Annotated in this window: 22 protein-coding genes, 2 pseudogenes and 1 riboswitch; of the genes and pseudogenes, 8 read left to right on the forward strand and 16 right to left on the reverse strand. The window is 73.7% G+C overall.

What is annotated here, in order from left to right; all coding sequences use genetic code 11:
- Nucleotides 1-139 precede the first annotated feature (139 nt).
- The 4 genes from ACWD3O_RS26730 to ACWD3O_RS26745 all read left to right on the forward strand — a co-directional run bounded on the left by ACWD3O_RS26730 (nucleotide 140) and on the right by ACWD3O_RS26745 (nucleotide 4097).
- On the forward strand, nucleotides 140-1729 hold the full coding sequence (locus ACWD3O_RS26730) for a pectate lyase family protein (protein WP_451417643.1): 1590 nt from the start codon (nucleotides 140-142) through the stop codon (nucleotides 1727-1729).
- 172 nt (nucleotides 1730-1901) lie between these two features.
- Nucleotides 1902-2822, forward strand: a complete 921-nt coding sequence (locus ACWD3O_RS26735; protein ID WP_451417644.1) for an ADP-ribosylglycohydrolase family protein — start codon at nucleotides 1902-1904, stop codon at nucleotides 2820-2822.
- A 15-nt stretch (nucleotides 2823-2837) separates the two neighbouring features.
- A complete protein-coding gene (locus tag ACWD3O_RS26740) occupies nucleotides 2838-3296 on the forward strand; it encodes a hypothetical protein (protein ID WP_451417645.1) in 459 nt (152 codons plus the stop codon).
- Nucleotides 3297-3563: 267 nt separating this feature from the next.
- Complete coding sequence (locus tag ACWD3O_RS26745; protein ID WP_451417646.1) at nucleotides 3564-4097, forward strand: hypothetical protein; 534 nt, start codon at nucleotides 3564-3566, stop codon at nucleotides 4095-4097.
- A 106-nt stretch (nucleotides 4098-4203) separates the two neighbouring features.
- On the opposite strand, the pseudogene ACWD3O_RS26750 reads toward ACWD3O_RS26745, so the two are convergent.
- Nucleotides 4204-4363 (reverse strand): annotated as a pseudogene (locus ACWD3O_RS26750) (MFS transporter); the annotation flags it as partial.
- A 135-nt stretch (nucleotides 4364-4498) separates the two neighbouring features.
- Between ACWD3O_RS26750 and ACWD3O_RS26755 the strand changes: the two are divergent.
- A complete protein-coding gene (locus ACWD3O_RS26755) occupies nucleotides 4499-4927 on the forward strand; it encodes a hypothetical protein (RefSeq protein WP_451417647.1) in 429 nt (142 codons plus the stop codon).
- A 22-nt stretch (nucleotides 4928-4949) separates the two neighbouring features.
- Here the strand turns inward: ACWD3O_RS26755 and ACWD3O_RS26760 are convergent, their stop codons facing one another.
- The gene (locus ACWD3O_RS26760) at nucleotides 4950-5774 is read right to left on the reverse strand and encodes a helix-turn-helix domain-containing protein (protein WP_451417648.1); all 825 of its coding nucleotides are present in this window, start codon (nucleotides 5772-5774) and stop codon (nucleotides 4950-4952) included.
- A 183-nt stretch (nucleotides 5775-5957) separates the two neighbouring features.
- Between ACWD3O_RS26760 and ACWD3O_RS26765 the strand changes: the two genes are divergently transcribed.
- A complete protein-coding gene (locus ACWD3O_RS26765) occupies nucleotides 5958-6809 on the forward strand; it encodes an aminoglycoside phosphotransferase family protein (protein WP_451417649.1) in 852 nt (283 codons plus the stop codon).
- A 190-nt stretch (nucleotides 6810-6999) separates the two neighbouring features.
- Here the strand turns inward: ACWD3O_RS26765 and ACWD3O_RS26770 are convergent.
- Nucleotides 7000-7233, reverse strand: a pseudogene (locus ACWD3O_RS26770) (DUF7638 domain-containing protein); the annotation flags it as partial.
- Between the two features lie 134 nt (nucleotides 7234-7367).
- On the opposite strand from ACWD3O_RS26770, the gene ACWD3O_RS26775 reads away from it, so the two are divergent.
- A complete protein-coding gene (locus ACWD3O_RS26775; protein ID WP_451417650.1) occupies nucleotides 7368-8477 on the forward strand; it encodes a hypothetical protein in 1110 nt (369 codons plus the stop codon).
- Here the strand turns inward: ACWD3O_RS26775 and ACWD3O_RS26780 are convergent.
- The 3 genes from ACWD3O_RS26780 to ACWD3O_RS26790 form a co-directional block, all read right to left on the reverse strand.
- Entirely contained in the window at nucleotides 8474-9721 is a 1248-nt protein-coding gene (locus tag ACWD3O_RS26780; protein WP_451417651.1) for an MBL fold metallo-hydrolase, read from the reverse strand. The genes ACWD3O_RS26775 and ACWD3O_RS26780 overlap by 4 nt on opposite strands.
- 153 nt (nucleotides 9722-9874) lie before the next feature.
- Nucleotides 9875-10675 (reverse strand): SGNH/GDSL hydrolase family protein, encoded by an 801-nt coding sequence (locus tag ACWD3O_RS26785; protein WP_451409023.1) that lies wholly within the window; start codon nucleotides 10673-10675, stop codon nucleotides 9875-9877.
- A 269-nt stretch (nucleotides 10676-10944) separates the two neighbouring features.
- The gene (locus tag ACWD3O_RS26790) at nucleotides 10945-11784 is read right to left on the reverse strand and encodes a M23 family metallopeptidase (protein WP_451408607.1); all 840 of its coding nucleotides are present in this window, start codon (nucleotides 11782-11784) and stop codon (nucleotides 10945-10947) included.
- Nucleotides 11785-11788: 4 nt separating this feature from the next.
- A riboswitch (cyclic di-AMP (ydaO/yuaA leader) is annotated at nucleotides 11789-11953 on the reverse strand.
- 441 nt (nucleotides 11954-12394) lie between these two features.
- On the opposite strand from ACWD3O_RS26790, the gene ACWD3O_RS26795 reads away from it, so the two are divergent.
- Complete coding sequence (locus tag ACWD3O_RS26795; RefSeq protein WP_451417652.1) at nucleotides 12395-13192, forward strand: tyrosine-protein phosphatase; 798 nt, start codon at nucleotides 12395-12397, stop codon at nucleotides 13190-13192.
- Between the two features lie 42 nt (nucleotides 13193-13234).
- Here ACWD3O_RS26795 and ACWD3O_RS26800 read toward each other — a convergent pair whose 3' ends face one another.
- The 10 genes from ACWD3O_RS26800 to hpnC form a co-directional block, all read right to left on the reverse strand.
- Nucleotides 13235-13360 (reverse strand): DUF6126 family protein, encoded by a 126-nt coding sequence (locus tag ACWD3O_RS26800; RefSeq protein WP_451408609.1) that lies wholly within the window; start codon nucleotides 13358-13360, stop codon nucleotides 13235-13237.
- The gene (locus ACWD3O_RS26805; RefSeq protein WP_451417653.1) at nucleotides 13357-13998 is read right to left on the reverse strand and encodes a helix-turn-helix domain-containing protein; all 642 of its coding nucleotides are present in this window, start codon (nucleotides 13996-13998) and stop codon (nucleotides 13357-13359) included. Before ACWD3O_RS26805 ends, ACWD3O_RS26800 begins: the two co-directional genes overlap by 4 nt.
- A gap of 199 nt (nucleotides 13999-14197) precedes the next feature.
- Nucleotides 14198-15577 carry an aspartate aminotransferase family protein gene (locus tag ACWD3O_RS26810; RefSeq protein WP_451417654.1) on the reverse strand — a complete coding sequence of 460 codons (1380 nt, stop codon included), beginning with the start codon at nucleotides 15575-15577 and terminating at the stop codon, nucleotides 14198-14200.
- Nucleotides 15574-16650 (reverse strand): adenosyl-hopene transferase HpnH, encoded by a 1077-nt coding sequence (hpnH, locus tag ACWD3O_RS26815; RefSeq protein WP_451408612.1) that lies wholly within the window; start codon nucleotides 16648-16650, stop codon nucleotides 15574-15576. Before hpnH ends, ACWD3O_RS26810 begins: the two co-directional genes overlap by 4 nt.
- Before the next feature lie 6 nt (nucleotides 16651-16656).
- A complete protein-coding gene (locus ACWD3O_RS26820; protein WP_451417655.1) occupies nucleotides 16657-17328 on the reverse strand; it encodes a phosphorylase family protein in 672 nt (223 codons plus the stop codon).
- Complete coding sequence (gene shc / locus ACWD3O_RS26825; RefSeq protein WP_451417656.1) at nucleotides 17328-19343, reverse strand: squalene--hopene cyclase; 2016 nt, start codon at nucleotides 19341-19343, stop codon at nucleotides 17328-17330. The genes ACWD3O_RS26820 and shc overlap by 1 nt, the downstream gene beginning before the upstream one ends.
- A gap of 100 nt (nucleotides 19344-19443) precedes the next feature.
- Entirely contained in the window at nucleotides 19444-20526 is a 1083-nt protein-coding gene (locus tag ACWD3O_RS26830; RefSeq protein WP_451408615.1) for a polyprenyl synthetase family protein, read from the reverse strand.
- 56 nt (nucleotides 20527-20582) lie between these two features.
- Complete coding sequence (gene hpnE, locus ACWD3O_RS26835) at nucleotides 20583-22019, reverse strand: hydroxysqualene dehydroxylase HpnE (RefSeq protein WP_451417657.1); 1437 nt, start codon at nucleotides 22017-22019, stop codon at nucleotides 20583-20585.
- Nucleotides 22020-22050: 31 nt separating this feature from the next.
- Nucleotides 22051-23001: a presqualene diphosphate synthase HpnD gene (gene hpnD / locus ACWD3O_RS26840; RefSeq protein ID WP_451417658.1), complete on the reverse strand. Its 951-nt coding sequence runs from the start codon at nucleotides 22999-23001 to the stop codon at nucleotides 22051-22053.
- Nucleotides 22998-23897 (reverse strand): squalene synthase HpnC, encoded by a 900-nt coding sequence (gene hpnC / locus ACWD3O_RS26845; RefSeq protein WP_451417659.1) that lies wholly within the window; start codon nucleotides 23895-23897, stop codon nucleotides 22998-23000. The genes hpnD and hpnC overlap by 4 nt, the downstream gene beginning before the upstream one ends.
- Between the last annotated feature and the right edge of the window lie 317 nt (nucleotides 23898-24214).

A 24214-nucleotide genomic window follows, 5' to 3' on the forward strand; every position in this document is an offset into this window, starting at 1 on the left:
GACTCTTGTCAGCCCTGGGAACCCGCCCCTATCGTCGCCAACAGAAAGCGCTTTCCCACCCGCTCGATGACATGACCACGACATGCCGCTGGACATGCCGTTGGGTTCCCGCACATGACGCAGGATGGAGTGACCGAGGATGAAACGCGCAGTGAGCTCAAGGGTCGGCAAGGCCGTGGCGGTGGGGGCGGTCGCGGCGGCGACCGGGCTGGTGCTGTCGATCCCCCTGGAGTCGACGTCCACCGCCTCGACGCCCGTGGCCCTGGCGGCCGCCACCGGCGCCACCGGCTTCGCCTCGCAGAACGGCGGGACCACCGGCGGGGCGGGCGGGCAGACCGTCCGGGCCACCACCGGAACCGCGATCCACGCGGCCCTGTGCAGCCGGGCCAGCCGCAGCACCCCGATCGTCATCCAGGTCGAGGGCACGATCAACCACGGCAACACCAGCGCGGTGTCGGGCGGCAGTTGCAGCACCGCGAGCGGTGTGATCGAGCTGAAGCAGATCAGCAACGTCACCATCGTCGGCGTGGGCAGCGGCGCCGTCTTCGACCAACTGGGCATCCACATCCGGGAGTCCAGCAACATCATCATCCAGAACGTGACCGTCCGGAACGTCAAGAAGTCCGGCTCGCCCACCTCCAACGGCGGCGACGCCATCGGCATGGAGAGCGGCGTCCGCAACGTCTGGGTCGACCACGTGACCCTGGAGGCCTCGGGCGGCGAGTCGGAGGGCTACGACGGCCTGTTCGACATGAAGAACAACACCCAGTACGTGACGCTCTCCTACAGCACCCTGCGCAACTCCGGGCGCGGCGGCCTCATCGGGTCGAGCGAGAGCGACGTGTCCAACGGGTACGTCACCTTCCACCACAACCTGTACGAGAACATCGACTCCCGGGCGCCGCTGCTGCGCGGCGGTGTGGCCCACATCTACAACAACCACTACGTGCGCCTCAACGAGTCCGGCATCAACTCCCGTGCCGGCGCCCGCGCGAAGGTCGACAACAACTACTTCAAGGACTCCAAGGACGTCCTGGGCACCTTCTACACGGACGCCGCCGGTTACTGGCAGGTCAGCGGCAACATCTTCGACAACGTGACCTGGTCCAGCCGCAGCGGCGACACCAACCCGGCGGGTCCCGACCCGCAGTCGAACACCACGGTCTCCATCCCCTACTCCTACAGCCTCGACGCGGCGAGCTGCGTGCCGTCGGTCGTCAGCCAGACCGCCGGCGCCAACAAGGGCCTGCGCGTCTCGGACGGCAACTGCACCCCGCAGACCCCGGCCCCCACCCCGACGCCGACCACGCCGGATCCCACGCCCACCACGCCGGGCCCGACGCCCACCCCGACGCAGCCCTCCGGCACCAACCTCAGCCTGGGCGCCGGCGCGGACGGCAGCAGCAAGGCCGACGGCACCAGCTACGGCAACGTCAAGGACGGCAACCTGGCCACCTACTGGTCGCCGGCCGGTGCGACCGGCTCGGTCTCCGTCAAGTGGGGCTCCCCCACGGCGGTGTCCCGGGTCAACATCCGTGAGGCCACGGGCGCCGTGGGTGCCGTGCGGTCCTGGCGACTGCTCAACCACGACACCGGCGCCGTCCTCGCCACCGGCACCACGGCGGGCGTCGTCGACTTCCCCCGCACCTCCCTGAGCAAGATCACCCTGGAGATCACCGGATCCCAGGGAACCCCGCGGATCGCGGAGCTCGAGACCTACGGTCAGTAACACCCGCCGCGCGCACACGCGCACCCCGCCGGCCTCACCCTTCCCCGGGCCGGCACCGGAGCGGCCGCCGAGGACCCCCTCGGCGGCCGCGTCCGCGTGTCCCCGTCGGCCCAGCCCCCGGCGGGGGTGAAACCGGCGTGCGGGCGAACCGTCGCGCTGCGATACTGCGCCGATGATCGACATCCCTCCCGCCGTGCTGGATTCGCTGTCCGGGCTGGCGTTCGGCGACGCCTTCGGCGACCGCTGGTTCGCCGTCCTGCGCAGAGAGGGCGGCCCCACGGCCCTGGAGACGCGCACGCCGCCCCCGGAGCCGCTGTGGCGGTGGAGCGACGACACCGCCCAGGCGGTCGTTCTCGTCCGGGAGCTCGTCGAGGGCGCCGGCGCCGTCGACCAGGACCGCCTGGCCCTGCGCCTCGCGGCGGCCTACGCCGAGGACACGCACCGCGGCTACGGAGCCTCGATGCACGACGTGCTGCGCCGGATCCGGGCGGGCGAGCCCTGGCGGGAGGTGGTCGCCGGACAGTTCGGCGGCCAGGGCTCCTGGGGCAACGGCGCCGCCATGCGCGCCGCCCCGCTCGGCGCCTGGCACGCCGCCGACCTCGACGCGACCGCGGAGCAGGCCGCCCGCCAGGCCGCGGTCTCCCACCACCACCCGGAGGCGGTCACCGCAGCGGTGGCCGTCGCCGTAGCCGCGGCGCTGGCGGCCCGCGGCCGGGGCGGACCCGCCCCGGCCGGGCCGGACTTCCTGCGGGCGGTGGCCGAGCGGCTCCCCGACAGCGACGTCCGGTCGGGCGTGCGGATCGCGGCCCGGATGCCGGAGCACACCTCGGTCCGGCACGCCGCGGAGGTCCTGGGCTCCGGCTACCGGATGTCGGGCCCGGACACCGTCCCGTTCGCCCTGTGGTGCGCGGCGCGACACCTCGACGACCTGGAGGAGGGCCTGTGGGTCACGGTCGCCGGACGCGGCGACATCGACACCACCTGCGCCATCGCGGGCGGCGTCATCGCCGCCCGCACCGGAGTCAGCGCCCTCCCTCCCGCGTGGCACGCGGCCCGCGAGCCGCTGCCGCCGGTGGTGCCGGCCGCGGGGTGAAGGGTGCACAGGGCGATGGGTGATGAGCGCGGCAGGGCGAGGGAGGCAGCCCTCGGCAGGGCGTTCACCGGCGCCTCACGCGTCGAGTGCGGCCCCGTGGACGTCGAGGCGGCCCGCCTCGCCTACCAGGAGGCGGGCCTCGACGTCACCGACCAACTCCTGGCGTTCCTCGGCGCGTACGGCGAGACGAAGGTCTTCTGGCCGTCGCACGTGACCGGGGACGAGACCTCGCTGACGATCTCGGTCGCGGAGGCCGCGGAGGCGTACGTGCCGAACGTGCGGTACTTCGAGAAGCGCCTCGGCATGTCCGCCGTGCCGGTGGGCATCGCCTTCGAGACCGAGGAGATGGTTCTCCTCGCGGAGAACGGTGACGTCGTGCTCGCCGGCGACGCCGGAGTCCAACGGGTCGCGCACGGCTTCGAGGACGCCGTGCGGGCCCTGATCTCGGGCGACTGGGACATGCGGTTCTTCTAGTGATCTCGGCACGGTCCAGCTCGAAGTGAACGGTGCCGGGCGGTCGGCCGGGCTTGCCCCCCCGGGGTGCCACCCGCACCGCCGTGTCCCCGTCCAGGAGCACCGCCAACAAGTCCGCCGCGTCGGCCGGGAAAGGCTCGGTCATCCCGAATCCACTCCCTCACATGATCGCCCGGGCTTAGTGTTCGTAACGCCTCAAGCACTCCGTGCGCAGAGACCACGTCTGGGGAGACAATGATGCGATCTCGGGGAAGCCGGGCGTCCTCCATGGGGACCAGGACGTCGTTCTCGCTGCTGCTCGCCGCCGTGCTGCTCAGCGTCTGCTCCCCTTCCTCCGGACGGGCGAGCGCCGGCACCGCGCTGAGCACGGAGGGCATCCAGTCCAGCGGCGTGGTCGGCAGCAACCACGCCAAGGTGGGCGAGACTTGGTGGTTCGCCCTCCCTGCTCCGGAGAACACCAGCAGCGAGCCCGTCGAGATCACGGACGTTTCCGTCCTTCACGTTCCGGCGGGCATCGACATCCTCGAATACGGCGCCTACGACATCAACGACACGGAAGGTCTTCCGCTGCTGGCACGTGAAGGTGAGGCACACGGTCCGGAGTTCGCACGGTTGGAGAATCACATCGACGATCCGGTGTCGGTCGCCGCCGGTGCGCAGAGCGACATCTTCTACGTCGCCAAGATGAAGATCGTTGCTCCTCCGAAGGGCAACGCGCGTCAATGTCGGTTCACCTACCGACAGGACGAGAAACAGTTCACACAGACACTGAACTGTGAGCTCTCCCTGCGGACCGCATAGGACCCGTCCGGCACAGACGACAGCACCGGGCTTCCGGGCTCATCCGGCCAGGACCCCGGTGCAGCCTCATTCCGTCCTGCTCGTGCTCATGGGTCACCGCCACCGTCCGGTGACGGATGACCAGGGACAGCAGGGCCGCGGCCGCGGGGGCGGACCACACGGGGTCGTTAGCTGCCGAAGGCGTCGCGGGCCACACCGCCGAGGAAGGACGCGGAGGCCGCACCGATCTGGTGTGCCGCGTTGGTCCAGCCGAAGACGATGGCGCTGACGGCACGCGCACGGGCCCCGCTTCGGGCGCTCATTACCTCGGCGGTAATCGACGGCCCCTCGGCCCCTCCGCGATCGTGGGGACCGCAAGGCCGCAGGACCACTGTCGACGACCTCCGAGGGGACAACCCGCCATGACCTCGACCAACGCATCCGCCACCGCCGCCTTCCGCCCGCAGGAGGGCGCCCGCGTATGGCTGACCCGTTTCCTCGCCCTGGACGCCGCCGTGACCGGCGCCAACGGGCTCGCCTACGTGGCGGCGTCCGGGCCTCTGGGGGAGCTGCTGGGGGTGGGCAGCGGGCTGCTGTTCGGCCTCGGCGTCTTCCTCGTCCTCTTCGCCGCGGCAGTGGCCTACCTGGCCACCCGGCCCGCCCCGCCGGTGACCGCCGTGAAGGCGGTGATCGAGGCGAACGCGGGGTGGACGGTGCTCAGCGTCCTGGCGCTCACCCTGTGGCTGGACGACCCCACCACGGCCGGCACGGTCTGGATCCCGCTGCAGGCACTGACCGTCGGCGGCTTCGCGGCGCTGCAGTTCGCCGCCCTGCGCCGGTACCAGGGCTGACCGCCGGCCGGGGGCCCGGCGTTCAGGTGTGGCCGCCGGCGAGTTCCTGGAGCGCCGTCGCCGTCTCCGGGTCGGCGGGGAGCAAGGTCTCCACCGCCAGCTCGGAGACGGTCACGTCCATGGGCGTGTTGAACGTGGTGACCGTGGAGATGAACGACAGCACCCGCCCGTCCACTTCGAGACGCAGGGGCAGCGCGTAGGCGTAGGCGTCCGGCGCGGGCCGGCGCCCGTCCTGCCCGTCGTCCGGCACCGGGTAGGCGGAGACCTCCGCGAGCAGCCTCCGCAGCGGGGCCGTAGGCCGCAGCGCGATCTGGCGCTCCAGCCGCTCCAGCAGATGCGCCCGCCATTCCCGGAGGTTGAGGATCCGGGGCGCGAGCCCTTCCGGGTGCAGGCTCAGCCGGAGCGCGTTCATGGGCGGCCGCAGCAGGTGTTCGGGCGTGCCGCGCAGCAGCAACTGGATGCCCCGGTTGGCGGCCACCACGTCGTAGGAGCCGTCCATGACGAGCGCCGGGCTGGGTTCGTAGGCCGCGAGCACCCGGTCCAGGCTGTCGCGCAGGGCGGCCATGGCCGGGTCGTTGAGCGGCCTCTCGGTGTAGACGGGGGCGTAACCGGCGGCGATGAGCAGCGAGTTGCGTTCCCGTACCGGGACGTCCAGGTGCTCGGCGAGCCGCAGCACCATCTCCTGGCTCGGCCGGGAACGGCCGGTCTCGATGAAGCTGATGTGCCGCGCCGAACTCTCCGCCCGCAGGGCGAGCTCGAGTTGGCTGATGCGGCGCCGCTCGCGCCAGCCCCTCAGCAGGGGACCGACCGTGACGTCCTGGGTGACCCGGGGGGCGGCACTCGTCATGACTCCGACCCTAGCGGACGGGCCTCGCCGGACGGGCCTTGGCGGACGGGCCACCGGACGACCACCGTCGGCCGCCGCCGGTCGCGGTATCCGGTTGTACGGCGGAACCCGCTCGGGCAGGCTGGTGCGGAGGCCTGGCCGTGCACCGGACACGGGCCGGGTCACGCCGTGGGAGAGGGTGGGATGGAGCCGGCAGAACTCCGCCGCGCTGTCGAGGCCGCGCGGGCGACGGCCCGGGACGCGGGTCTCCGGGCCGACGACGTGGTGGTCGTCCACGACTCCGACCGGGTCGCGCTGCGGCTGCTGCCCTGCGACACCCTCGTCCGGGTCGCGGCGTCGGCGACCGCGGCCGAGGGCGCCTACGAGGTGGAGGCCGCCCGTCGCCTCGCGGACGCCGGCGCCCCGGTGGCCGGCCTCGACCCCCGGACCGGGCCCCGGCTCCACCGACGTGACGGCTTCGTCCTGTCCTTCTGGACCTACTACGCGCCGGTGGCCGGAGACATCACGCCGGCCGCCTACGCGGACGTCCTCGCCCGGCACCACGCCGCCCTGCGGAGGGCGGACCTGGACGGCCTGGCCGTGCCGCACTGCTCCGACCGTGTCGCCGCCGCCCTGGCGGAGGTGAGCGACCGGGAACGGTCCCCCGACCTGGCCGACTCCGACCGGGACCTGCTCCTCGCCACACTCGGCCGGTTCGGTGCCGGGCTCGGCCTCGACAGGTCGGCCGACCAGTTGCTGCACGGCGAGCCGCACAGCGGCAACCTCCTCCGCACGGCCGAAGGGCCGCTGCTCGTCGACCTCGTCACCTGCTGCCGCGGTCCGGTCGAGTTCGACCTCGGGCACGCCCCGGAGGACGTCGCGCCGCACTACCCGGGGGCCGACCCTGACCTGGTCGACCGGTGCCGCGCCGTGAACTGGGCGATGTTCTCCGCCTGGCGGTGGCGCGACCACGACCGGATGCCGGACCGTGAGCACTGGCGGACGGCCGGCCTCGACCTGGTCCGCACCACACTCGCCCGCCGGGGACCGGACTGATCCCCTTCCCCCCGGCCGACGAACGTGGACCACGAAGGCCCGGTCCCCGTGCCGCCGAGACCCACACTGTTGCCCCTGCCGCCCGGCGCGCGCCAACACTTCGACGCAAGGCGACGCCCGGTCAAGGTCACTCGGGCTGGGGCCCTGTCGGTCGGAGCCGGCCCGGATCCCGACCGGCCTGGCGTGCCCGGAGTTCGGAGCGGACCAGTTCCGCGCCCTCGGGGACGGTCGTGGCCACCCAGCCGCAGCGCAGTTCCTCCTCGAACGCGTCGAGGGTGACCAGGCCCCAGCAGTCGACAAGGCGGTCGGCGTAGACGAAGAGGTCGGTGAGGAAGTGGTCACCGTTCCGGATGAATATGGGGCGCCAGGTACCGGGGATGCGTGTGCCGTCCGCCACGCGGTGAGTGATGCGTCTGCCGATCATGGCGCGATGGTCCCCCATCGAACGTCGGCCGTCACGTCGTTTAGGGGCGGGGCCGACCGCAGGCGTCGGTCGGAAACGCGTTGCCCGGGCCGCAGAGCAGCTGCGACGATGCCCCTGTTTCCCACGGAGGGCACTTGTTCGTCTTCGTATGTGCGGGGTGCGGCGCCGAACTGACCGTCCCGCTGTCCCGGGTGGCGCTGCCGGTGCATGCCCACCAGACGTACGGCAACGGCGTCCAGCTCCCGGTGCTCATGGAACCGGGCACCTTCGCCGTGCACCCGGAGCCCTGGGGGCCGCCGTGGCGGACCTGGGAGGCGGTCGGCCCCGAAGAGGCGGCAGCCCGCGGCATCTACGCTCCGGTGCACGGGGTTTCCGACGCGACTGCTGGTGCGGTGGTCATCGCCCCCGGGGACGTCCGCGGCACCGTGCTCCTCCCGGGCGCAGCCGGCGGGTACTGCTGTGGCCTCGACTGGGGTGACGGCCCGAACATGGCCTGTGCGGCATGCGGTCTGCCCGTGGCGAACCGGATCGACGACTGCTCACTCTGGCAGGCGGTCTGGCTCGAACCCGACGCCGTGCACCGCCTCCCCGTCGGCGACACCGTGGCCCCGGTTCTCTCCTGGGCCGAACTGCTGGAGGAAGGCGAGGGCACACCTCCGGTCGTACCGATCAACCCCAGGTGGGGCCGGCGGCTCGGCCTGGAGCACCGGTGGTCGTGGAACCCGCAGTGGGAAGCGGCAGCCGGGCAGGCCCTGGCCCACCTGCTGGCAGCCTCGGAACGCCGCCGGGTGGCCGTCCCGGACGGCTTGGTCGCGGACGTCTTCCAACGCGCCCTCGACGCCCTCCTCCCCGCGAACGGGCCGACGCTGCGCGCCGTCCTGGCCGGACCGGGGCTGCCCGTTCCCGACGCGGACGCCGACATCGTCCTCGTGCCCACCCACCCGCAGACGGGAGAACTCTGGAGCCCGGCCGGTGCCGGCGCTTCGGCGCACCCGGTGCCGCTGCCGTTCGGGACATGGATGCCGCTGGCCTTCCCCGAGCCGCGTTCCCACCTCCGCGCCTCCAGAGCCCTGCCTGACGGCGTCCTCCGGGACGACCCGCCCCCGCCGCGACCACATCGTCTGTTCACGGCGGACGCGGACGTCTTCCGGGACACGCTCGTCCGGTTGCCGGCCGCGCGTCGCCAGTGGCTGCGCGACATTCTCGAGAACCTCACCCACCACATGCGCGCCGGCATCTTCTAGCCGACAGCACGTCTCCGGCCGGTCCACCGATCCCCCACCCGTTCGCGGCCGTCCTCCGCGGATACCTCCGCGGCCCCGTCCCCGCCGCCCCGGCGCCAGGGCCGCCGGAACGGCGCGGACACCGCGCGCCACCACGGATCGGACGGGATCTCCCCGCCCGGCTCGAACGGCTGCCCCGGCACCGGGAGGGCGATGGCCTGGCCCGCCTCCTCGGCCGCGTCGCGCGCCCACTCCGCCGGTTCCGCCCAGGGGTGGAGGGCGAGGTTGAAGGTGCCCCAGTGGATCGGCAGCAGGATCCCGCCGGGGGCGCCGCCCTGGAGGTCGAGGTGGGCGCGCAGGCCCTCCTCGGGGGTCATGTGGATGTCCGGCCAGTGCTCGGAGTACGCGCCGAGCTGGATCATGGTGACGTCGAAGGGGCCGTGCTCCGCACCGATGTCACGGAAGCCCTCGAAGTAGCCGGTGTCGCCGCTGTGGAAGACGCGGTGCCGGTCCCCCGCCACGCACCAGGACGCCCACAGGGTGTGCTGGGTGTTGCGCAGGCCGCGGCCGCAGAAGTGGCGCGCGGGGGTGGCGGTGAGGGTGATGCCGCCGACGCGGGTGGACTCGTGCCAGTCGAGTTCGCGCAGCCGGTCCGCGGGGACGCCCCAGTGCTCGAGGTGGGCGCCGACGCCGAGCGGGACGGCGAACAGGGTGTCGGTGCCGGTCAGTGCCTTGATGGTGGGCATGTCGAGGTGGTCGTAGTGGTCGTGCGAGATGACCACGACGTCGACCGGCCCGAGGGCGGCGAGCGGTACGGGGGCGGGGTGGAGGCGCCGGGGGCCCGCGAAGGTGACCGGGGAGCAGCGCCGGCCCCAGACGGGGTCGAACAGCACGCGGTGGCCGTCGATCTCCGTCAGCACCGTGGAGTGGCCGAGCCAGGTGACGCGCAGCCCGTCGGCGGGCGGGGTCGCCAGGTCCTCGAGGGTGGTGGGGTGCAGGGGCACGGGCCGTGCCGGGGCGCGCAGGGCGCGGGCCTCGCGGTCGAGGAAGCCCTTGGCGAGCTCGCGCCGGGAGGCGGGCGCGGGTGTGGTGCCGACCGGTCCGGCCGGGTTGCGGAAGACGCCGTCCGCGAAGTGGGGCGATGCCTGGATACGGGCCAGCCGCTCGCCCCGGGGCTCCGCCCCGAAGGACTCCGGGCGCAGGCCGCGCACCAGGGACGCGCCGGCGGCGGAGACGGATCGGGAAGGGGAACCGGTGTCGCTCACGGGTGGCCTCCAGCCGTGCTGCCTGTCGGGGTGTCCACGTTCCTGCTCATGCTCCTACGGACGCCGGGGCGCCGCCCGGCGTTGTCCGGGGACGGGACCGGACGCACGCGCGGCGGCCGCTCCCGCCCCCGCCGGGCGGCGGGAGCCCACGGCTCAGACGGCCCGGGTGAGCCAGGACTTGAGGTTGTCCAGGGCCAGCGCGCCCTTGGCGACGACGGTGTCGCCGGAGGACTCGCCCCGCAGCCGGCGCCCGATCCACGGCACCAGGTGTTCGCGCGCCCAGTGCACGTCGTCGAGGCGGACCTCCAGAACGCCCCGCTGCGGCAGGGGCGGCCAGGGCTGCTCCGGGTCGGCAGGGACGTCGAGGCCGAGGACCTGGCCGGCGCGGAGGGCGACCCGGGTGTGTCCCTCGGCGGAGAGGTGCAGCCGGTCGCTGTCCCAGGCGCGGCGGTCCTGGACGCTCCGCAGCGACCAGAGGTCCAGGACCCGGCAGTCGTAGCGGTCGGCGATGGCCCGGACGTGCCCGTTGTACGTGGCGATCTTGCCCCGGAGGTGCTTGAGCACCGGGACGCCGCGGGTGTCGAAGCCGGTCGCGACCAGGACGGTGCCGGCCGCCGAGGCGAGTTCGGCGACGGCCTTCTCGAAGCGCTCGGCCACGTCGTCGGGGTCGGTGCCGGGGCGCAGGATGTCGTTGCCCCCGGCGCAGATGGACACCAGGTCGGGGGCGAGCCCGCGGACCTGGGGGATCTGGTCGGCCGCGACCTGGTCGAGCAGCTTCCCGCGCACGGCGAGGTTGGTGTAGCCGAACTCGCCCTCGGGGCGCAGGTCGGCGAGGAGCACCGCGAGGCGGTCGGCCCAGCCGACGAACGTCCCGTCCGGTCCGGGGTCACCGACGCCCTCGGTGAAGCTGTCCCCGACGGCCACGTACGACCCGATCGACCCGATCGACCCCATCACTGTTCTGCTGTCATTCTTCGAATCGTCTGCCACATCGAGGCATCCTCCCCCTTCGGATGTGAGCTACGCGACCGTAGGGAGGGGTTGACGGGCGGTGAGATAGGCCACTCGTCAACTCTTTCCCAACAGCGGAATAAACGTGGGCCGTTGCGACAGGGTGCGGGCACGGGCCGCCCGGCTTCCTCGCCGGGACGCGGCGAGGGCCGTGCCCCCGGTCGGGGAGCACGGCCCTCGGTTCGCGCGCAACCGCGAGGCCCCGCAGGGGATCAGCCCAGGCTGACCCCGTGCGAGCGGAGGTAGCCGACCGGGTCCACGTCGGAGCCGTAGTCGGGCGAGGTGCGGACCTCGAAGTGCAGGTGCGGGCCGGTGACGTTGCCGGTGGCGCCGGACAGGCCGATCTGCTGGCCGACGGTCACGGTCTGCCCGGCGGAGACGGACAGCTGCGACAGGTGGGCGTACTGGGAGTACATGCCGTCCTGGTGCTGGATGACGACCTGGTTGCCGTAGGCACCGCCGTTGCCGGCGGAGACCACGGTTCCGGCGGCGATGGACTTCAGCGGGGTGCCGGTGGGCAGCGCGAAGTCGACGCCGGTGTGGTAGCCGCTGGACCACATGCTGCCCGCGGTGCGGTAGGCGGTGCCCAGGGCGGCGTCCGCGGGGGCGGTGTAGCCGCCGACGTTCGCCGCGTCGGCGACGGTCGTCTTCGGCGCGGCGGCCTTGGGGGCGGTGGCCTTGGCCTTGGCGGGCTGCTGGGCGGCGGCCTTCTTGCCGAGCTCCAGCTCGGTGCCGGGCTTGATCAGGCGGGGGTTGTCGCCGACGACGTCACGGTTGATCTTGTACAGCTGCTTCCAGCCGCCGGAGACCTTCTTCTTCTCCGCGATCTTCGACAGCGAGTCGCCCTTCTTGACCGTGTAGGTCTCGGCGGCCGTCTTCTTCGCGGCGACCGGCAGGCTCTGGGGGGCCTGCTCCGGGGCGGCGGCGTGGGCGCCGGTGGCGCCGAACAGGGGCAGGCCGAGGGCCATGGCGCCCGTGCCGGCGACGGCGATGGAGCGGGTGAGGCGCTGGACGCCGGTGGGACGGCGGTGCTTCTGACGCTTCGCGGGCATGACGTTGTCCTCTCCGTCGCCTGCGAGGTGAGCTGTCGGGTGCGGGCTGGAGATGCCCGGCCGCGCTGGGCGCGGCTTTACCCCTAGCCCGTTCCGGAGACCGGAACAGGCGCGTACCTGTGGGTCCCCCGCTCCTGCCGTGCTCGGGTTACTCGGGTGAGTGTGAGGATCCGGTCGGCGGCAGGATTCGGCGTCCGCCCGGATCGGATCGTGAACGTATGCGACCGGTGCGCAAGCGGACAAGCGCGGGATTTCCACGAACGTGCATTCTTTGTGATCACTTGAGGGCAAAACGGTCACAGAGAGTCGCCACCGCGACCACATCTCCCGCTGCGCACACGGGAGTTGCACCATGGGCACCGACGACGCTCGGTCACCGATATGAGGCTGCTCACCTGCCCACCGCCCCACATCCCGCCCCGCCAGGGCAAGTTACGCAATACCTGGACAAATGACTTTTGGGGGCTATGTCCGTAATGCGATTTTCGTGCATGCCGACTCTCGTGGTGTCCGGGTGACGGCACCCTCCTGGTCCCGCGGAGCCGTGTCGTATCGTCAGGACGCACCCGTCGGTTGCCGCGGCCGACGGGGCCCAGTGGGAGGAGCCACCGTGACGCACCAGGTCCCGTCGACCGAGCCCCAGCTCGCCGGAGTGCGGAACTTCCGGGATGTGGGCGGCATGCCCACCACGGACGGCCGCAAGGTGAGGAACGGCGTGCTGTTCCGCAGCGGCCACCTGGCGAGCGCCACCGCCGAGGACGCCGCCTTCCTCGCCTCCCTGAACCTGCACACGGTCTTCGACTTCCGCAACGACGCCGACCGGAGCCTGGAGGGCCCCGACATCACGCTGCCGGGGGTCCGCGAGGTCCGGCTGCCGCTCTCCGACCCCGCCGACGGCGCCGAGTTCTGGAAGCGGGTCCGCCGCGGCGGCATCGACGAGCTGCGTCCGCTGCTGGGCGACGGCCGGGCGGAGCAGCGCATGATCGCCTCCTACCGGGCGACCATCCTCACCCGCACCGACGAGCACTCCCGGGTGCTGCGCTCCCTCGCCGAGGACAGCGTGCCGGCGCTGATGCACTGCTCGGCCGGCAAGGACCGTGCGGGCCTGTCGATCGCGATCACGCTGCTGGCCCTGGGCGTGGAGCGGGACGCCGTCACGGAGGACTACCTGAAGTCCGGGGCCGAGCACCGGCGCTACAAGCTGCACCGGGGCGGCGAGTCCTCGGACCCGTACACGCCGGAGATCACCGAGCTGCTGAGCCCGCTGTTCGACGCCCGGCAGGAGTACCTGGGGGCGGCCTTCGAGACCATCGAGGAGACGTGGGGCGGCGTCGACGCCTACCTCGCGGAGGGTCTCGGGGTGACGCCGGAGCTGCGGGCGCGGCTGCGCGAGCGGCTGCTCGACTGACCGCGCGGAGGGGCGGGCCCGTCGGGCCCGCCCCTCCCCCGCTCAGTTGGCGCGGGCGCCCGCCTCGAAGAGCAGCCAGATGAAGCCGGCGAAGAGGTGGCCCGCCACGATGTAGACGAAGAGGCGGATCCACAGGGCACGGGGGAACTTGTCCTCGATGTTCTTCACGACGTCCCTCCGGACGGGGTCGGGTGGCCCGCGGTCGCCTCGGGTCCGAGGCACAGCGCGGCCGTGGGGCTCTGCAACAGGGTGTGGACGAACAGGAGCCCGGCGCCGTCCGGGCCCTCGGCGGCCAGGCGGTGCGGGGTGAGCGAGTCGAAGTGGGCGCTGTCCCCCGGCCCCAGCAGGTGGGACGTGTCCCCCAGGTGCAGGCGGAGCCGTCCGGTGAGGACGTGCAGCCACTCCTCGCCCGGATGGACGCGGACCACCTGGTCCTGGGGGCCGCCGCGGTGCGGGATGCGGACCCGCAGGGCCTGCATGGCGCGGCCGGGCGCCCCCGCCGGCCAGTAGCTCCACCCCCCGGCACGGGTCTCCAGGGCGTCGGCGCCCCGGACCACCGACTCGCGGTCGGGGGCGGTCTCGCCGAGCAGTTCGGAGACGGTGGTGCCGTAGACCCGGGCGAGGCCGAGGAGCACGGGGAGGGAGGGCTGCCGGTGGCCCGTCTCCAGACGGGAGAGGTGCGCCGGGGAGAGGTCCGCGGCCCGGGCCGCGGCCTCGAGGGTCAGGCCCGAGCGGTGACGGAGCGCGCGGAGCGTCGGAGCTACGCTGGGAAGGTCTCCCGGGGGGCCGGGAGTCGCGGCGGACATACCGCCATTCAGCCACGGACTTGCCCCAGGGGCAAATCTCTTGCCCCAGAGGCAAACCAAGCGGGCAATCCACACCGTCAGACCACGCGGGCAGATCACGCGGGCAACAGACGCGGGCAGACCACGCACCGCCCTTGCGGCGCCCCAGGGCTCCCCGTCGTCCGTGCGAGCCCTCCCCGGCGGGCGGGGCGGCGCGTCCTCAGCGGTTGGCGACCGCCTGTCGCATCAGGTGGCGCCCGAAGTCCCACACGAGCCCGCCCTCGTGCGCGTCGTCCATCACGGCCGTGAACGCGGTCACGAACCGCTCCACCTCCCGCTCCCCGATGATCAGCGGCGGAATGAGCTTGATCACCTCGAGGTGGTCGCCGGAGACCTGCGTGAGGATCCGGTGCCGCCGCAGCAGCGGGCCGACGACCATCTGCGCGAAGAGCCCCTTCCGCGCGGCCTGCAGCATCGCCCACCGGCCGCGCAGCTTGAGCGAGCGGGGCCGGCCGAACTCGATGCCGATCATCAGTCCCCTCCCCCGCACGTCGGCGAGCAGCTCGTACCGCTCGGTGAGCGCCGCCAGCCGGGACCGCAGGAGCTCCCCCGTCGCCCGCGCGCCGGCGACGATCTGGTCGTTCTCGATCACCGAGAGCACCGCGAGCCCCGCCGCCATCGCCTGGGCGTTGGAGCCGAAGCTGGCGGAGTGGACCAGCACCCGGTCCAGGGAGGAGTACACCTTCCGGAAGATCCACTCCTTCCCCAGCGTCGCCCCGACCGGCACGTAGCCGCCGGAGAGCGCCTTGGCCACGCACACCAGGTCCGGTTCCACGCCCTCCTCGTGCTGGTGGGCGTAGAAGTCCCCGGTGCGCCCGAGACCGGTCTGCACCTCGTCGGCGATCAGCAGCGCCTTGTGCCGCCGCAGCAGGTCCTGGGCCGCGCGCAGGTAGCCCGGCGGCGCCTCGTGCACGCCCTTGCCCTGGACGGGCTCGACGATCAGCGCGGCCACGTCGCCCCGGGCCAGCTCCCGCTCCAGGGCCCCGAGGTCGCCCAGCGGCACGGCGGTGTCGGGCAGCAGGGGGCCGAAGCCGTCCCGGAAGCCCGCCTCGCCGTTGACCGACAGGGAGCCGGTCGTCAGGCCGTGGAAGGAGTGGTCGCAGTGCAGGATCCGCGGCCGTCCGGTGGCCCGGCGGGCGAACTTCAGGGCGGTCTCCACCGCCTCGGTGCCGCTGTTGCAGAAGAAGACGCGCTCCAGGTGCGGGCTGTGGGCGAGCAGCCGCTCGGCGAGGAGGCCGGGCAGCGGCGGGCAGTCGAAGCGGGTGAGGTCGGCGAGTTGGGCGTCGAGGACGTCGTGGAGCGCCTTGCGGACGACCGGGTGGTGGCGGCCGAGGCCCATCACGCCGAAGCCGGCCAGCATGTCCAGGTAGTCGTTGCCCTCGGCGTCCCAGAAGTACGCGCCCTCGGCCCGTTCGTACACCTTGTCGAAGCCGAGGGTGCGGAGCATCCGCGGGAGCTGGTGGTTGAGGTACCGCTCGTGCAGGGCGTACCGCTCGCCGGACCGTTCGGCGAGCAGGGCGGCGAGGTCGAACCCGGTCACGGCCGCGGTTCCGCGGCGGCGACGGCGGCCGGCTCCGCCGCCTGCGGCCGGTTGGCCCTGTTGGTGGCCACCGTGTCCCGCAGGGCGCGCAGGGACTCCTTGAGGGACCCCATGGTGGCGAGGACGGCGGTGGGCTCGTACCCGCAGTGCGCCATGCAGTTGGCGCAGCGCGGGTCCTTGCCCCGGCCGTACTTCTCCCAGTCGGTGTCCTCGACCAGCTCGCGGTAGGTGGGGACGTACCCGTCGCTCATCAGGTAGCAGGGGCGCTGCCAGCCGAAGAGGGAGTAGTTGGGGATGGCCCAGGCGGTGCAGTCGAAGTCGGCCCGGCCCTCGAGGAAGTCGAGGAAGAGCGGCGAGTGGTTGAGCCTCCAGCGCCGGCGGTTGCCGCCGGAGAACGCCTTGCGGAAGAGCTCGCGGGTCTGCTCGACGCCGAGGAAGTGTTCCTGGTCGGGTGCCTTCTCGTAGGCGTAGGCGGGCGAGATCATCATCTCGTCCACCTGGAGGTCGTCGTTGAGGTAGTCGAGCACCTCGACGACGGTCTGCGGGGTGTCGGTGTTGAAGAAGGTCGAGTTGGTGGTGACCCGGAAGCCGCGCGCCTTGGCCTCGCGGACCGCCGCCACCGCCTCGTCGAAGACGCCCTCCTTGGCGACGGAGGCGTCGTGCCGCTCGCGCAGGCCGTCGATGTGCACGGCGAAGGCGAAGTAGCGGGAGGGCTCGAAGAGGTCCAGCTTCTTGCGCAGCAGCATGGCGTTGGTGCACAGGAAGACGTACTTGCGGCGGGCCACGAGCTGGCGGACGATCTCGTCGATCTGCGGGTGCATCAGCGGCTCGCCGCCGGCGATGGACACCATGGGCGCGCCGGACTCGACGACGGCGCCGACGGCCTGGGCCACCGGCATGCGCTGTTTGAGGATCCCGGCGGGATGCTGGATCTTGCCGCACCCCTCGCACTTGAGGTTGCAGGCGAAGAGCGGCTCCAGTTCCACGATGAGCGGGAACCTGTCGCGGCGGCGAAGTTTCTGTCGGGCCAGATATGTAGCGACCGTGACGGACTGGCGCAGCGGCATGGCCATCTGGGCTCACCTCCTGGGGGGCGGCAGGGAACGGTGCCATTCGAAGAACGCCGGGAGTACCCGGCGAAGGACATGGAACGCCGTTATTCCACCCTGAAGTGTCCCGATTCGTACAAGTTCGTGCTCCGGGGTGTCCACGACCACCCGGACGGCGGCAACCGGACGGGCTCCGGCGCGGACTGCGGCCAGGAGCGTGGCGGCGGACTCCATGTCGGCGGCGACCGCTCCCCGGGCCCGCAGCGCGGAGCGTTCCGCGCCGCGGACCACGTGGTCCGTCCCGGTGAGGACGCCGGTGTGGACGGTGCGCCCGGGCAGGGTCCGGGCGAGTTCCTTGACCAGCGTCTCCGTCCCGGCGCACCGGACGCCGCCGTGCGGATCGCGGGTCTCCTCGGCGACGACGAGGTCGCCGGGGCGCATGCCGGGGGTGAGCCCGGCGCAGAAGCCGGTGGCGAGCACGGCGGCCTCGCGCAGCCCGTCGCCGCGGAGGACGCCGGTGACCGAGCGCCGGGCGGCGGCGCCGCCCATGCCGGTGCGCAGCACGGTGACGGGTCCGGCGGGCCCGCCGCCCCGGCCCGTGGCGCGGGCGCCCGCGCGCAGGGCGAGCTGCTCGATGCCGAGCGCGCAGGCGACCAGCAGGGGGGCCGGGGCGGCGGGCCGCCGGGCGCCGGTGGCGCCCATCAGCGGGCCTTCGCGGCGAAGGGTTCCCCGTGCAGGTACCGGCCGAGGGCGGTGAGCGGGAACACCTGCCGGTAGAGGTGGTAGTTGATCGAGAAGTCCCACGGGAAGCCGGTGCCGGTGAACTGCGGTTCGTCCCAGGTGCCGTCCTCGCGCTGGGTGGCGGCCAGCCAGGCGACGCCGCGGGCGACGGCCTCGGACTCCCGCTCCCCCGCGGCCAGCAGGGCCATCAGCGCCCAGCCGGTCTGCGAGGCGGTGGAGTCGCCGCGGCCCGCCCACCGGCCGGGTTCGGGGTAGGAGCGCAGGTCCTCGCCCCAGCCGCCGTCGGCGTTCTGCACGTCGCGCAGCCAGGCGACGGCCCGGCGGATCGCGGGGTGCCCGGTGGGCAGTCCGGCGGCGACCAGGGCGGGCACCACGGATCCGGTTCCGTAGACGTAGTTGACGCCCCAGCGGCCGAACCAGCTGCCGTCGGGCTCCTGTTCGCGCAGCAGCCAGTCGACGCCCCGCAGGGTGCGGGGGTCGTCGGCGTGCCCCTCGACGGCGAGCATCTCCACCACGTGGGCGGTGACGTCGGCGGACGGCGGGTCGACGACCTCGCCGAAGTCGCAGAACGGCAGCTTGTTGGGCAGCACGGTGGTGTTGTCGACGTCGAAGGCGCCCCAGCCGCCGCCGGCGGACTGCATGCCGAGGTTCCAGCGGACCCCGCGGGCGACGGCGTGCTCCACCCGCTCCGGGTCGTGGTGCCGCACCCGGCGGAGCGCGAGGACCACCTCGGCGGTGTCGTCCATGTCCGGGTAGTTGTCGTTGTGGAACTCGAACGCCCAGCCTCCGGGCGGCAGTCCGGGCCTGCGGACGGACCAGTCGCCGGGCCGCACGACCTGCTCCCCGAGCATCCAGTCGGCCGCCTTCACCAACTGCGGGTGGTCGGCGGGCAGTCCGGCGTCGGCGAGGGCGGTGACGGCGAGGCAGGTGTCCCAGACGGGCGACTGGCAGGCCTCGATCATCCGGGAGCCGTCCTCCCGCCGGACCGCGAACCGGTCCAGGGCCTCGATGCCGGCCCGCATGACGGGGTGGCCGAGGTCGTAGCCGACGAGGTGGAGGGCGATGAGGGAGTACACGTGCGGGGGCTGGATGCCGCCCCAGCAGCCGTCGTTCTCCTGGCGTTCGACGATCCAGCGGGCGGCGGCGTTCACGGCGGCGCGGCGCAGCGGGCGCGGGGCGACCTTCCGGTAGCGGCGCAGCGCGTCGTCGAGGCGCTGGAAGGCGGCGTCCCAGCCGGCGGCGGTCGCGCGCCGCGCGGGCGGGCGGGGACCGGCGGGGCCGGCGCGGAGTTCGTCGAGCGCGAACGGCGCGGGGCGCACCGGGCGTTTCGCGGAGACGACGGTGAGCGGCACGACGGTCTGGCGGGCCCAGCAGCCGAAGTCGTAGATGTTGAGCGGGAACCACTTCGGCAGGAAGATCATCTCGGGGGGCAGTTCCGGCAGGTCCTGCCAGCGCCACCAGCCGAAGAGGGCGAGCCAGATGCGGGTGAAGACTCGGGTGGCGGCGATGCCGCCCTGCTCGCGGATCCAGGCGGCGGCGCGCGCCATGTGGGGGTCGTCCGGCGCGTCCCCGGCGAGGCGGAGGGCGACGTAGGCCTCCACGGTGGTGGAGAGGTCGCCGGGGCCGCCGTGGAAGGTGGCCCAGGTGCCGTCCTCGCGCTGCTGTCCGCGGACGTGGAGGGCGGCGGCCCGGGCGGTGTCCTCGTCGAGGATGCCGAGGAACTGGCGCAGCAGCAGGTCCTCGGCGTCCATGGTGACGTTGGTCTCCAGGTCGCCCTTCCACCAGCCTTCGGCGTCCTGGGTGGCCAGCAGGAACTCGGTGGCGCGCCGGGCGGCGAGGGCGGCCGCCTCCCGTGGGCCGGCCGCGCCGTCCCCGGGAGGACGGGCGGTGGCGCCGGCCGGAACGGTTCCGGTTCCGGCCGGCGGGTCGGCGCGGCTGGGCAGCGCGCCGGTGCTTCCGTCGGTTGTCGCGGTCATGGCTTCCCCTTCCTGCAGTGACGTCTCTGCTGCGGGTCCGCCGTCGGCCGGCTCCTCGGGAAGCCGCCCGGCGACTACGCGATGCTCGGACCTTCCGGGATCATCTCGTGCGAACCACCACGAAGTCGGCGAGCGCCACGAACTGTTCCCGCACACGGGTGGGCATGCGCACCTCGTCGAGGGCCTGGAGGGCGACGGCGTGCTGGCGGCGGGCCTCGTCGGCGGTCCAGGCGCGGCCGCCGGCCTCCTCGATCAGGGCGGCGCGGGCGGCGAACTCCTCCTCGGAGAAGTCCTCCGGGCCGCCGTCGCGGGCGTCGGCGGTCCTGGCGTCGGCGGCGAGGATGTCCGCGAGCTTCTCGGAGGCGGGACCGCCCGCGGCGAGGGCGGCGACGACCGGGAGGGACTTCTTGCGCTGGCGCAGGTCGCTCCAGGTCTGCTTGCCGGTGGACTCCGGGTCGCCCCAGATGCCGAGGAGGTCGTCGACGGCCTGGAAGGCGAGGCCGAGGTGGTAGCCGTACCGCTCGAGGGCGTCGGCCGTGCGGTCGTCGGCGCCGCCGAGGACCGCGCCGATGGAGCAGGCGCAGGCGAGGAGGGCGCCGGTCTTGTTGCCCTCCATCTCCAGGCACTCGTCCACGGTGACCCGCTCGCGGTGCTCGTAGGAGATGTCCTGGGCCTGCCCGTCGATCAGGGCCCGGCTGGCGGCGGTGAGGCGGCGGGTGGCGCGGCCGGCCTCGACCGTGCCGAGTTCCAGCAGGACCTCGTTGGCGAGGGCGAACAGGGCGTCGCCGACCAGGATGGCCTGGGCGGGGCCGTGCACCTTCCAGACGGTGTCGCGGTGGCGGCGCTGCTCGTCGCCGTCCATCAGGTCGTCGTGGAGGAGGGAGAAGTTGTGGACCAGTTCCACGGCGACCGCTCCGGGCACGCCCACCTCGGGGGCGGCGCCGGCGGCCTCGGCGGACATCACCGCGAGCGCGGGCCGCACGGCCTTGCCGCCGTCACCGGCGGCCGGGTTGCCGTCGGCGTCGATCCAGCCGAAGTGGTAGGCGGCGACGGTGTCCATGGGCGCCGCGAGGCGGTCCACGGCGGCCCTGAGCACCGGTGTGGCCAGCGTCCGGCCGCGCTCCAGCAGCGCGGTCACGTCCACCGCGTCGGCAGCCTTCTCGGCCGGGGGCACAGTGGGCACAGTCTCTCCTCGTGTGGTGACAGGGATGGGGGGCACGGCGCCGCCGGCGGGGGCGCTCACCGGGCGGGGCCCGGCAGCGTTCCGGCGGGCGCCGGGGCGGGTTCGAATCCGTGGCGGGCGGCCCGGGTCCGGCCGAGGGCGGCCAGGGCCGCGTCGGCGGCGGTGACGCCGCTACGGACGGCGCCCTCCATGGTCGCGGGCCATCCGGTGGCGGTCCACGCGCCGGCCAGGGCGAGCCCGGGCAGCCGGGTCCGCGCGCCGGGCCGCAGCCGCCCCACGCCGGGGGCCGGGGCGAAGGTGGCGGCGCGTTCCCGGGTGACGAAGAAGTCCCGCACCCGGGCGCCGCGGGTGAGCGGCAGCAGCTTCGCGAGCTCCGGCAGGTACCGGTCGCGCAGCTCGGAGACCGGGGCGTCGATGTCGTCGTGGGCGGCGGACTGGGACAGCGCCAGGTACTGGCCCTCGTCCAGCCCGGAGGAGTCGGTGCGGTCGAACACCCACTGGACGGGCGTGCCCAGTCCGGCCACGAAGGGCGCGTCGAGGACCTTGCGGTCGTAGACCACGTGGACGTTGACGATGGGCGAGTGGCCGATCTCCAGGAGGCGTCCCGGATCGGTGAGGGCGCCGTCGGGCAGCAGGGCGTGGGTCTCGCGGGGCGGCACGGCCAGGACGACGGCGTCCGCGTCGAGCGTCTCCCCGGCGTCGGCCCCCTCGGCGAGGGCGACCCGCCAGCGGCCGTCCTCGCCCCGGCCGAGCGCGGTGGCCCGGGCGCGGGTGCGGACGCGGACGCCCGCGGCCTCCAGCGCCCGGCGGGCCAGCGTGTCGTGCAGGTCGCCCAGCGGGACGCGGGCCCAGCCGATGTCGGCGGCGCCGGCGTCCGAGAGCAGCCCGGTGCGCAGCACCATGGCGGCCAGCCCCAGCGACGCGTCGTCGGCCCGGGCGTTCAGGGTGGCGACGCCGATGAGGTCCCACAGCGCGGCGACGGCGCGCGGCGACTGCCCGTGGGCGGCCAGCCAGCTGCCGAAGTCCCGTTCGTCCAGGACCGGGTCGTCGGGGTCGAGGCGGTACAGCGCGGCGGCCGCCCGGCCCACCCGGGCGCGGTCGGCGAGCGTCAGGTGCGGGTAGGCGGTGAGGCTGCGGCCGAGGTGGAGGGGGACGGGCAGCCGGTCGCGCCGCAGCCGGCCCAGCCGGCGGCCCGCCGGGCGGGCGACGTCGATGACGGGCACGTCGAGACGTTCCTGCAGCGGCGCCAGTCCGGCACCGCCGACGCGTTCCAGGAACCAGCGGTAGGCCGTGCAGCAGCGCAGGTACACGTGCTGCCCGTTGTCCACGGTGAGGCCGCCGCGGCGGAAGGAGAAGGCGAGGCCGCCGAGCCGGGGCCTGCCCTCGAGCAGCGTCACCCGCACGCCGGCGTCGGCGAGGGACAGCGCGGCGGTGACCCCGGCCAGGCCGCCACCCACGACGACGGCCCGGCCCCCGGTGGTGTGGCGGGTCATCGCGCCCCTTCCCTGTCGGCCGGAGAGCGCATCAGGAAGGCCTCCTGACCGCGCGCCGGGTGACGGTGCGGGCGTCCAGACCGGACAGGCCGCGCACCGCGACGTACGCCTTCTCCCGGCCGGGCAGCGACACCCGGCCGCGGAGCACGGCCTCCGGGTCGCGCTCGATGCGGTCGAGGAGCCGCCGGTAGATCCCGGCCATGGCCGCCACGCAGGCGCCGCTGCGCCGGTCCAGCATGGGCAGCAGCCGGTAGCCCTCGGCGAACAGGGCGCGCGCCCGGCGGACCTCGAAGTGGACCAGCCCGGCGAAGTCGGAGCCGGCCGGCGGGAGCGGCCCGGCGAACCCGGCGGAGCAGCCGAACTTCTCCAGGTCCTCGGCGGGCAGGTAGGTACGGCCGTCCTCCGCGTCCTCACGGAGGTCGCGGAGGATGTTGGTGAGCTGCAGCGCGAGTCCGAGCGTGTCGGCGTACTCGGGCGCGCGTTCCACCTCACGCGCCCCGGGGTCGGCGCCGAACACGCCGAGCGAGAGCCGGCCGATCGCCCCGGCGACACAGCGGCAGTAGCCGGCCAGGTCGTCCCAGGTCGCGTAGGTCGCGCCGTGGACGTCCATGACCACGCCGTCGATGAGTTCGTCCAGGCCGCCCAGCGGTATCGGGAAGACACCCGCCGCGTGCGCCAGGGCGACGGCCACCGGGTCGGTGTCGTAGTCGTCGACGTGGCCGTCGCGGATCCGGTCGAGCAGCGCCCGGGTCTCCTTCAGGCGCAGCGCCTTGGTCTCGGGCGGCAGGTCGCCGTCGCCGATGTCGTCGACCCGCCGGGAGAAGGCGTACAGGGCCGACATGGCGCGGCGCTTGGCCTCGGGCAGCAGGCGGATGCCGTAGGCGAAGTTGCGCGCCTGCCGGCCGGTGACGGTCTCGCAGTAGCCGTAGGCGGCGAGCACCGGCGCGGACACGTCTCGCTGGGGGTCCACGGTCGGGATCACCTCTCTCCTCGCAGGATCACGCCCGCCTCGCGCAGCAGGCGTGCCCTGCCGGGCCTGGGCGGGCCGGGCAGCACGTCGAACCCGGCCGCGGCGACGGCGGACAGGGCCGCCCGTCCTCCGGCGGTGAAGCCGGCCAGCAGCAGCCTCAGCCGGCCGGTGACGCTCGCGACCAGCGGCACGCCCTCGTCCAGCAGGGTCCGCGCCCGGTCGGCCTCGAAGGCGATCAGGGCGCGGACGGAGGCGTTGGCGGTGGGTGCGGCGAGGGCGGTCTCGTCGACGTGGAACCGCTTCATGTCCTGGGCGGGCAGGTAGATCCGCCCGCGCTCCAGGTCCTCGCGGACGTCCTGGATGTGTTCGACGATCTGCAGTCCGGTGCACACCGCGTCGGACCGGCGGATCCGTTCCGGGGTGGCGGTGCCGGTGACGGCGAGGACCAGGCGGCCGACCGGGTTGGCGGAGAGCTCGCAGTAGGCGAGCAGGTCGTCCCAGGTCTCGTACCGGGTGATCTGCTGGTCCTGCCGGTTGGCGGCGACGAGGCCGAGGAACGGTTCGGGGGTCATACCGGCCCGCCGGACGATCGGCGCCAGGGCGGCGACCAGCGGGTGGTGGGCGGTCCGGCCGTCGAAGAGGCGGCCGAGGTCCGCCTCGAGGGCGTCGAGCATCGCGATCCGGTCACCGGCCGCCGCGGGGCCGACGCCCAGGAGGCGGGCGTCCTCGCCGCCGGGGGCGAGGTCGCCGTCGCCGATGTCGTCGACCAGACGGGCGAAGCCGTAGACGGCCATCAGGTCGTCGCGCCAGGCGCGGGGCAGGAAGAACGGCGCCACGGGGAAGTTCTCGTCCGCCGCCTTGCCGAGGGTCTGTTCTCCAGGACGCGGCGCCGCCGCGCGCCTCACCACGCGCGGCCCTGGACGGTGCCGGCGGATCCTGCGGGCCGGGGAGCTGCCGTAGCCATCGCCGTCATGTCTCCCGTTCTACACTGTGGATCTAAATCGCACTATTTCGGACACGCCGCCCGCAGGGCAAGGCGTGTCGGTGCGAGGGATACGCCGATTCGTCATCGCTTGCCGTGATTGCGGCGTCACCCCACCCTACGTGGCGCCGTCCGGGCGGCACGCAGGGGGGTCACCGTCGGTCACCACGGCCCCGCGGGCGGGGGCGGAACGCGGAGCGCCGCGCCCGCGCGGGGCGGGGGCGGCCCGCCCCCCCCCCGGGT

Source organism: Streptomyces sp. NPDC002640 (assembly GCF_053592575.1).

Bases quoted from the DNA above. Each gene is read 5' to 3' on its own strand.
- ACWD3O_RS26755 (WP_451417647.1), top strand. From the start codon at position 4,499: ATGACCTCGACCAACGCATCCGCCACCGCCGCCTTCCGCCCGCAGGAG.
- hpnE (WP_451417657.1), bottom strand. From the start codon at position 22,019: ATGACCCGCCACACCACCGGGGGCCGGGCCGTCGTCGTGGGTGGCGGC.
- ACWD3O_RS26730 (WP_451417643.1), top strand. From the start codon at position 140: ATGAAACGCGCAGTGAGCTCAAGGGTCGGCAAGGCCGTGGCGGTGGGG.
- ACWD3O_RS26820 (WP_451417655.1), bottom strand. From the start codon at position 17,328: ATGGGCGCCACCGGCGCCCGGCGGCCCGCCGCCCCGGCCCCCCTGCTG.
- ACWD3O_RS26745 (WP_451417646.1), top strand. From the start codon at position 3,564: ATGGGGACCAGGACGTCGTTCTCGCTGCTGCTCGCCGCCGTGCTGCTC.
- ACWD3O_RS26785 (WP_451409023.1), bottom strand. From the start codon at position 10,675: ATGGGGTCGATCGGGTCGATCGGGTCGTACGTGGCCGTCGGGGACAGC.
- ACWD3O_RS26790 (WP_451408607.1), bottom strand. From the start codon at position 11,784: ATGCCCGCGAAGCGTCAGAAGCACCGCCGTCCCACCGGCGTCCAGCGC.
- ACWD3O_RS26760 (WP_451417648.1), bottom strand. From the start codon at position 5,774: ATGACGAGTGCCGCCCCCCGGGTCACCCAGGACGTCACGGTCGGTCCC.
- hpnH (WP_451408612.1), bottom strand. From the start codon at position 16,650: ATGGCCATGCCGCTGCGCCAGTCCGTCACGGTCGCTACATATCTGGCC.
- ACWD3O_RS26735 (WP_451417644.1), top strand. From the start codon at position 1,902: ATGATCGACATCCCTCCCGCCGTGCTGGATTCGCTGTCCGGGCTGGCG.
- ACWD3O_RS26765 (WP_451417649.1), top strand. From the start codon at position 5,958: ATGGAGCCGGCAGAACTCCGCCGCGCTGTCGAGGCCGCGCGGGCGACG.
- shc (WP_451417656.1), bottom strand. From the start codon at position 19,343: ATGACCGCGACAACCGACGGAAGCACCGGCGCGCTGCCCAGCCGCGCC.
- ACWD3O_RS26740 (WP_451417645.1), top strand. From the start codon at position 2,838: ATGGGTGATGAGCGCGGCAGGGCGAGGGAGGCAGCCCTCGGCAGGGCG.
- ACWD3O_RS26805 (WP_451417653.1), bottom strand. From the start codon at position 13,998: ATGTCCGCCGCGACTCCCGGCCCCCCGGGAGACCTTCCCAGCGTAGCT.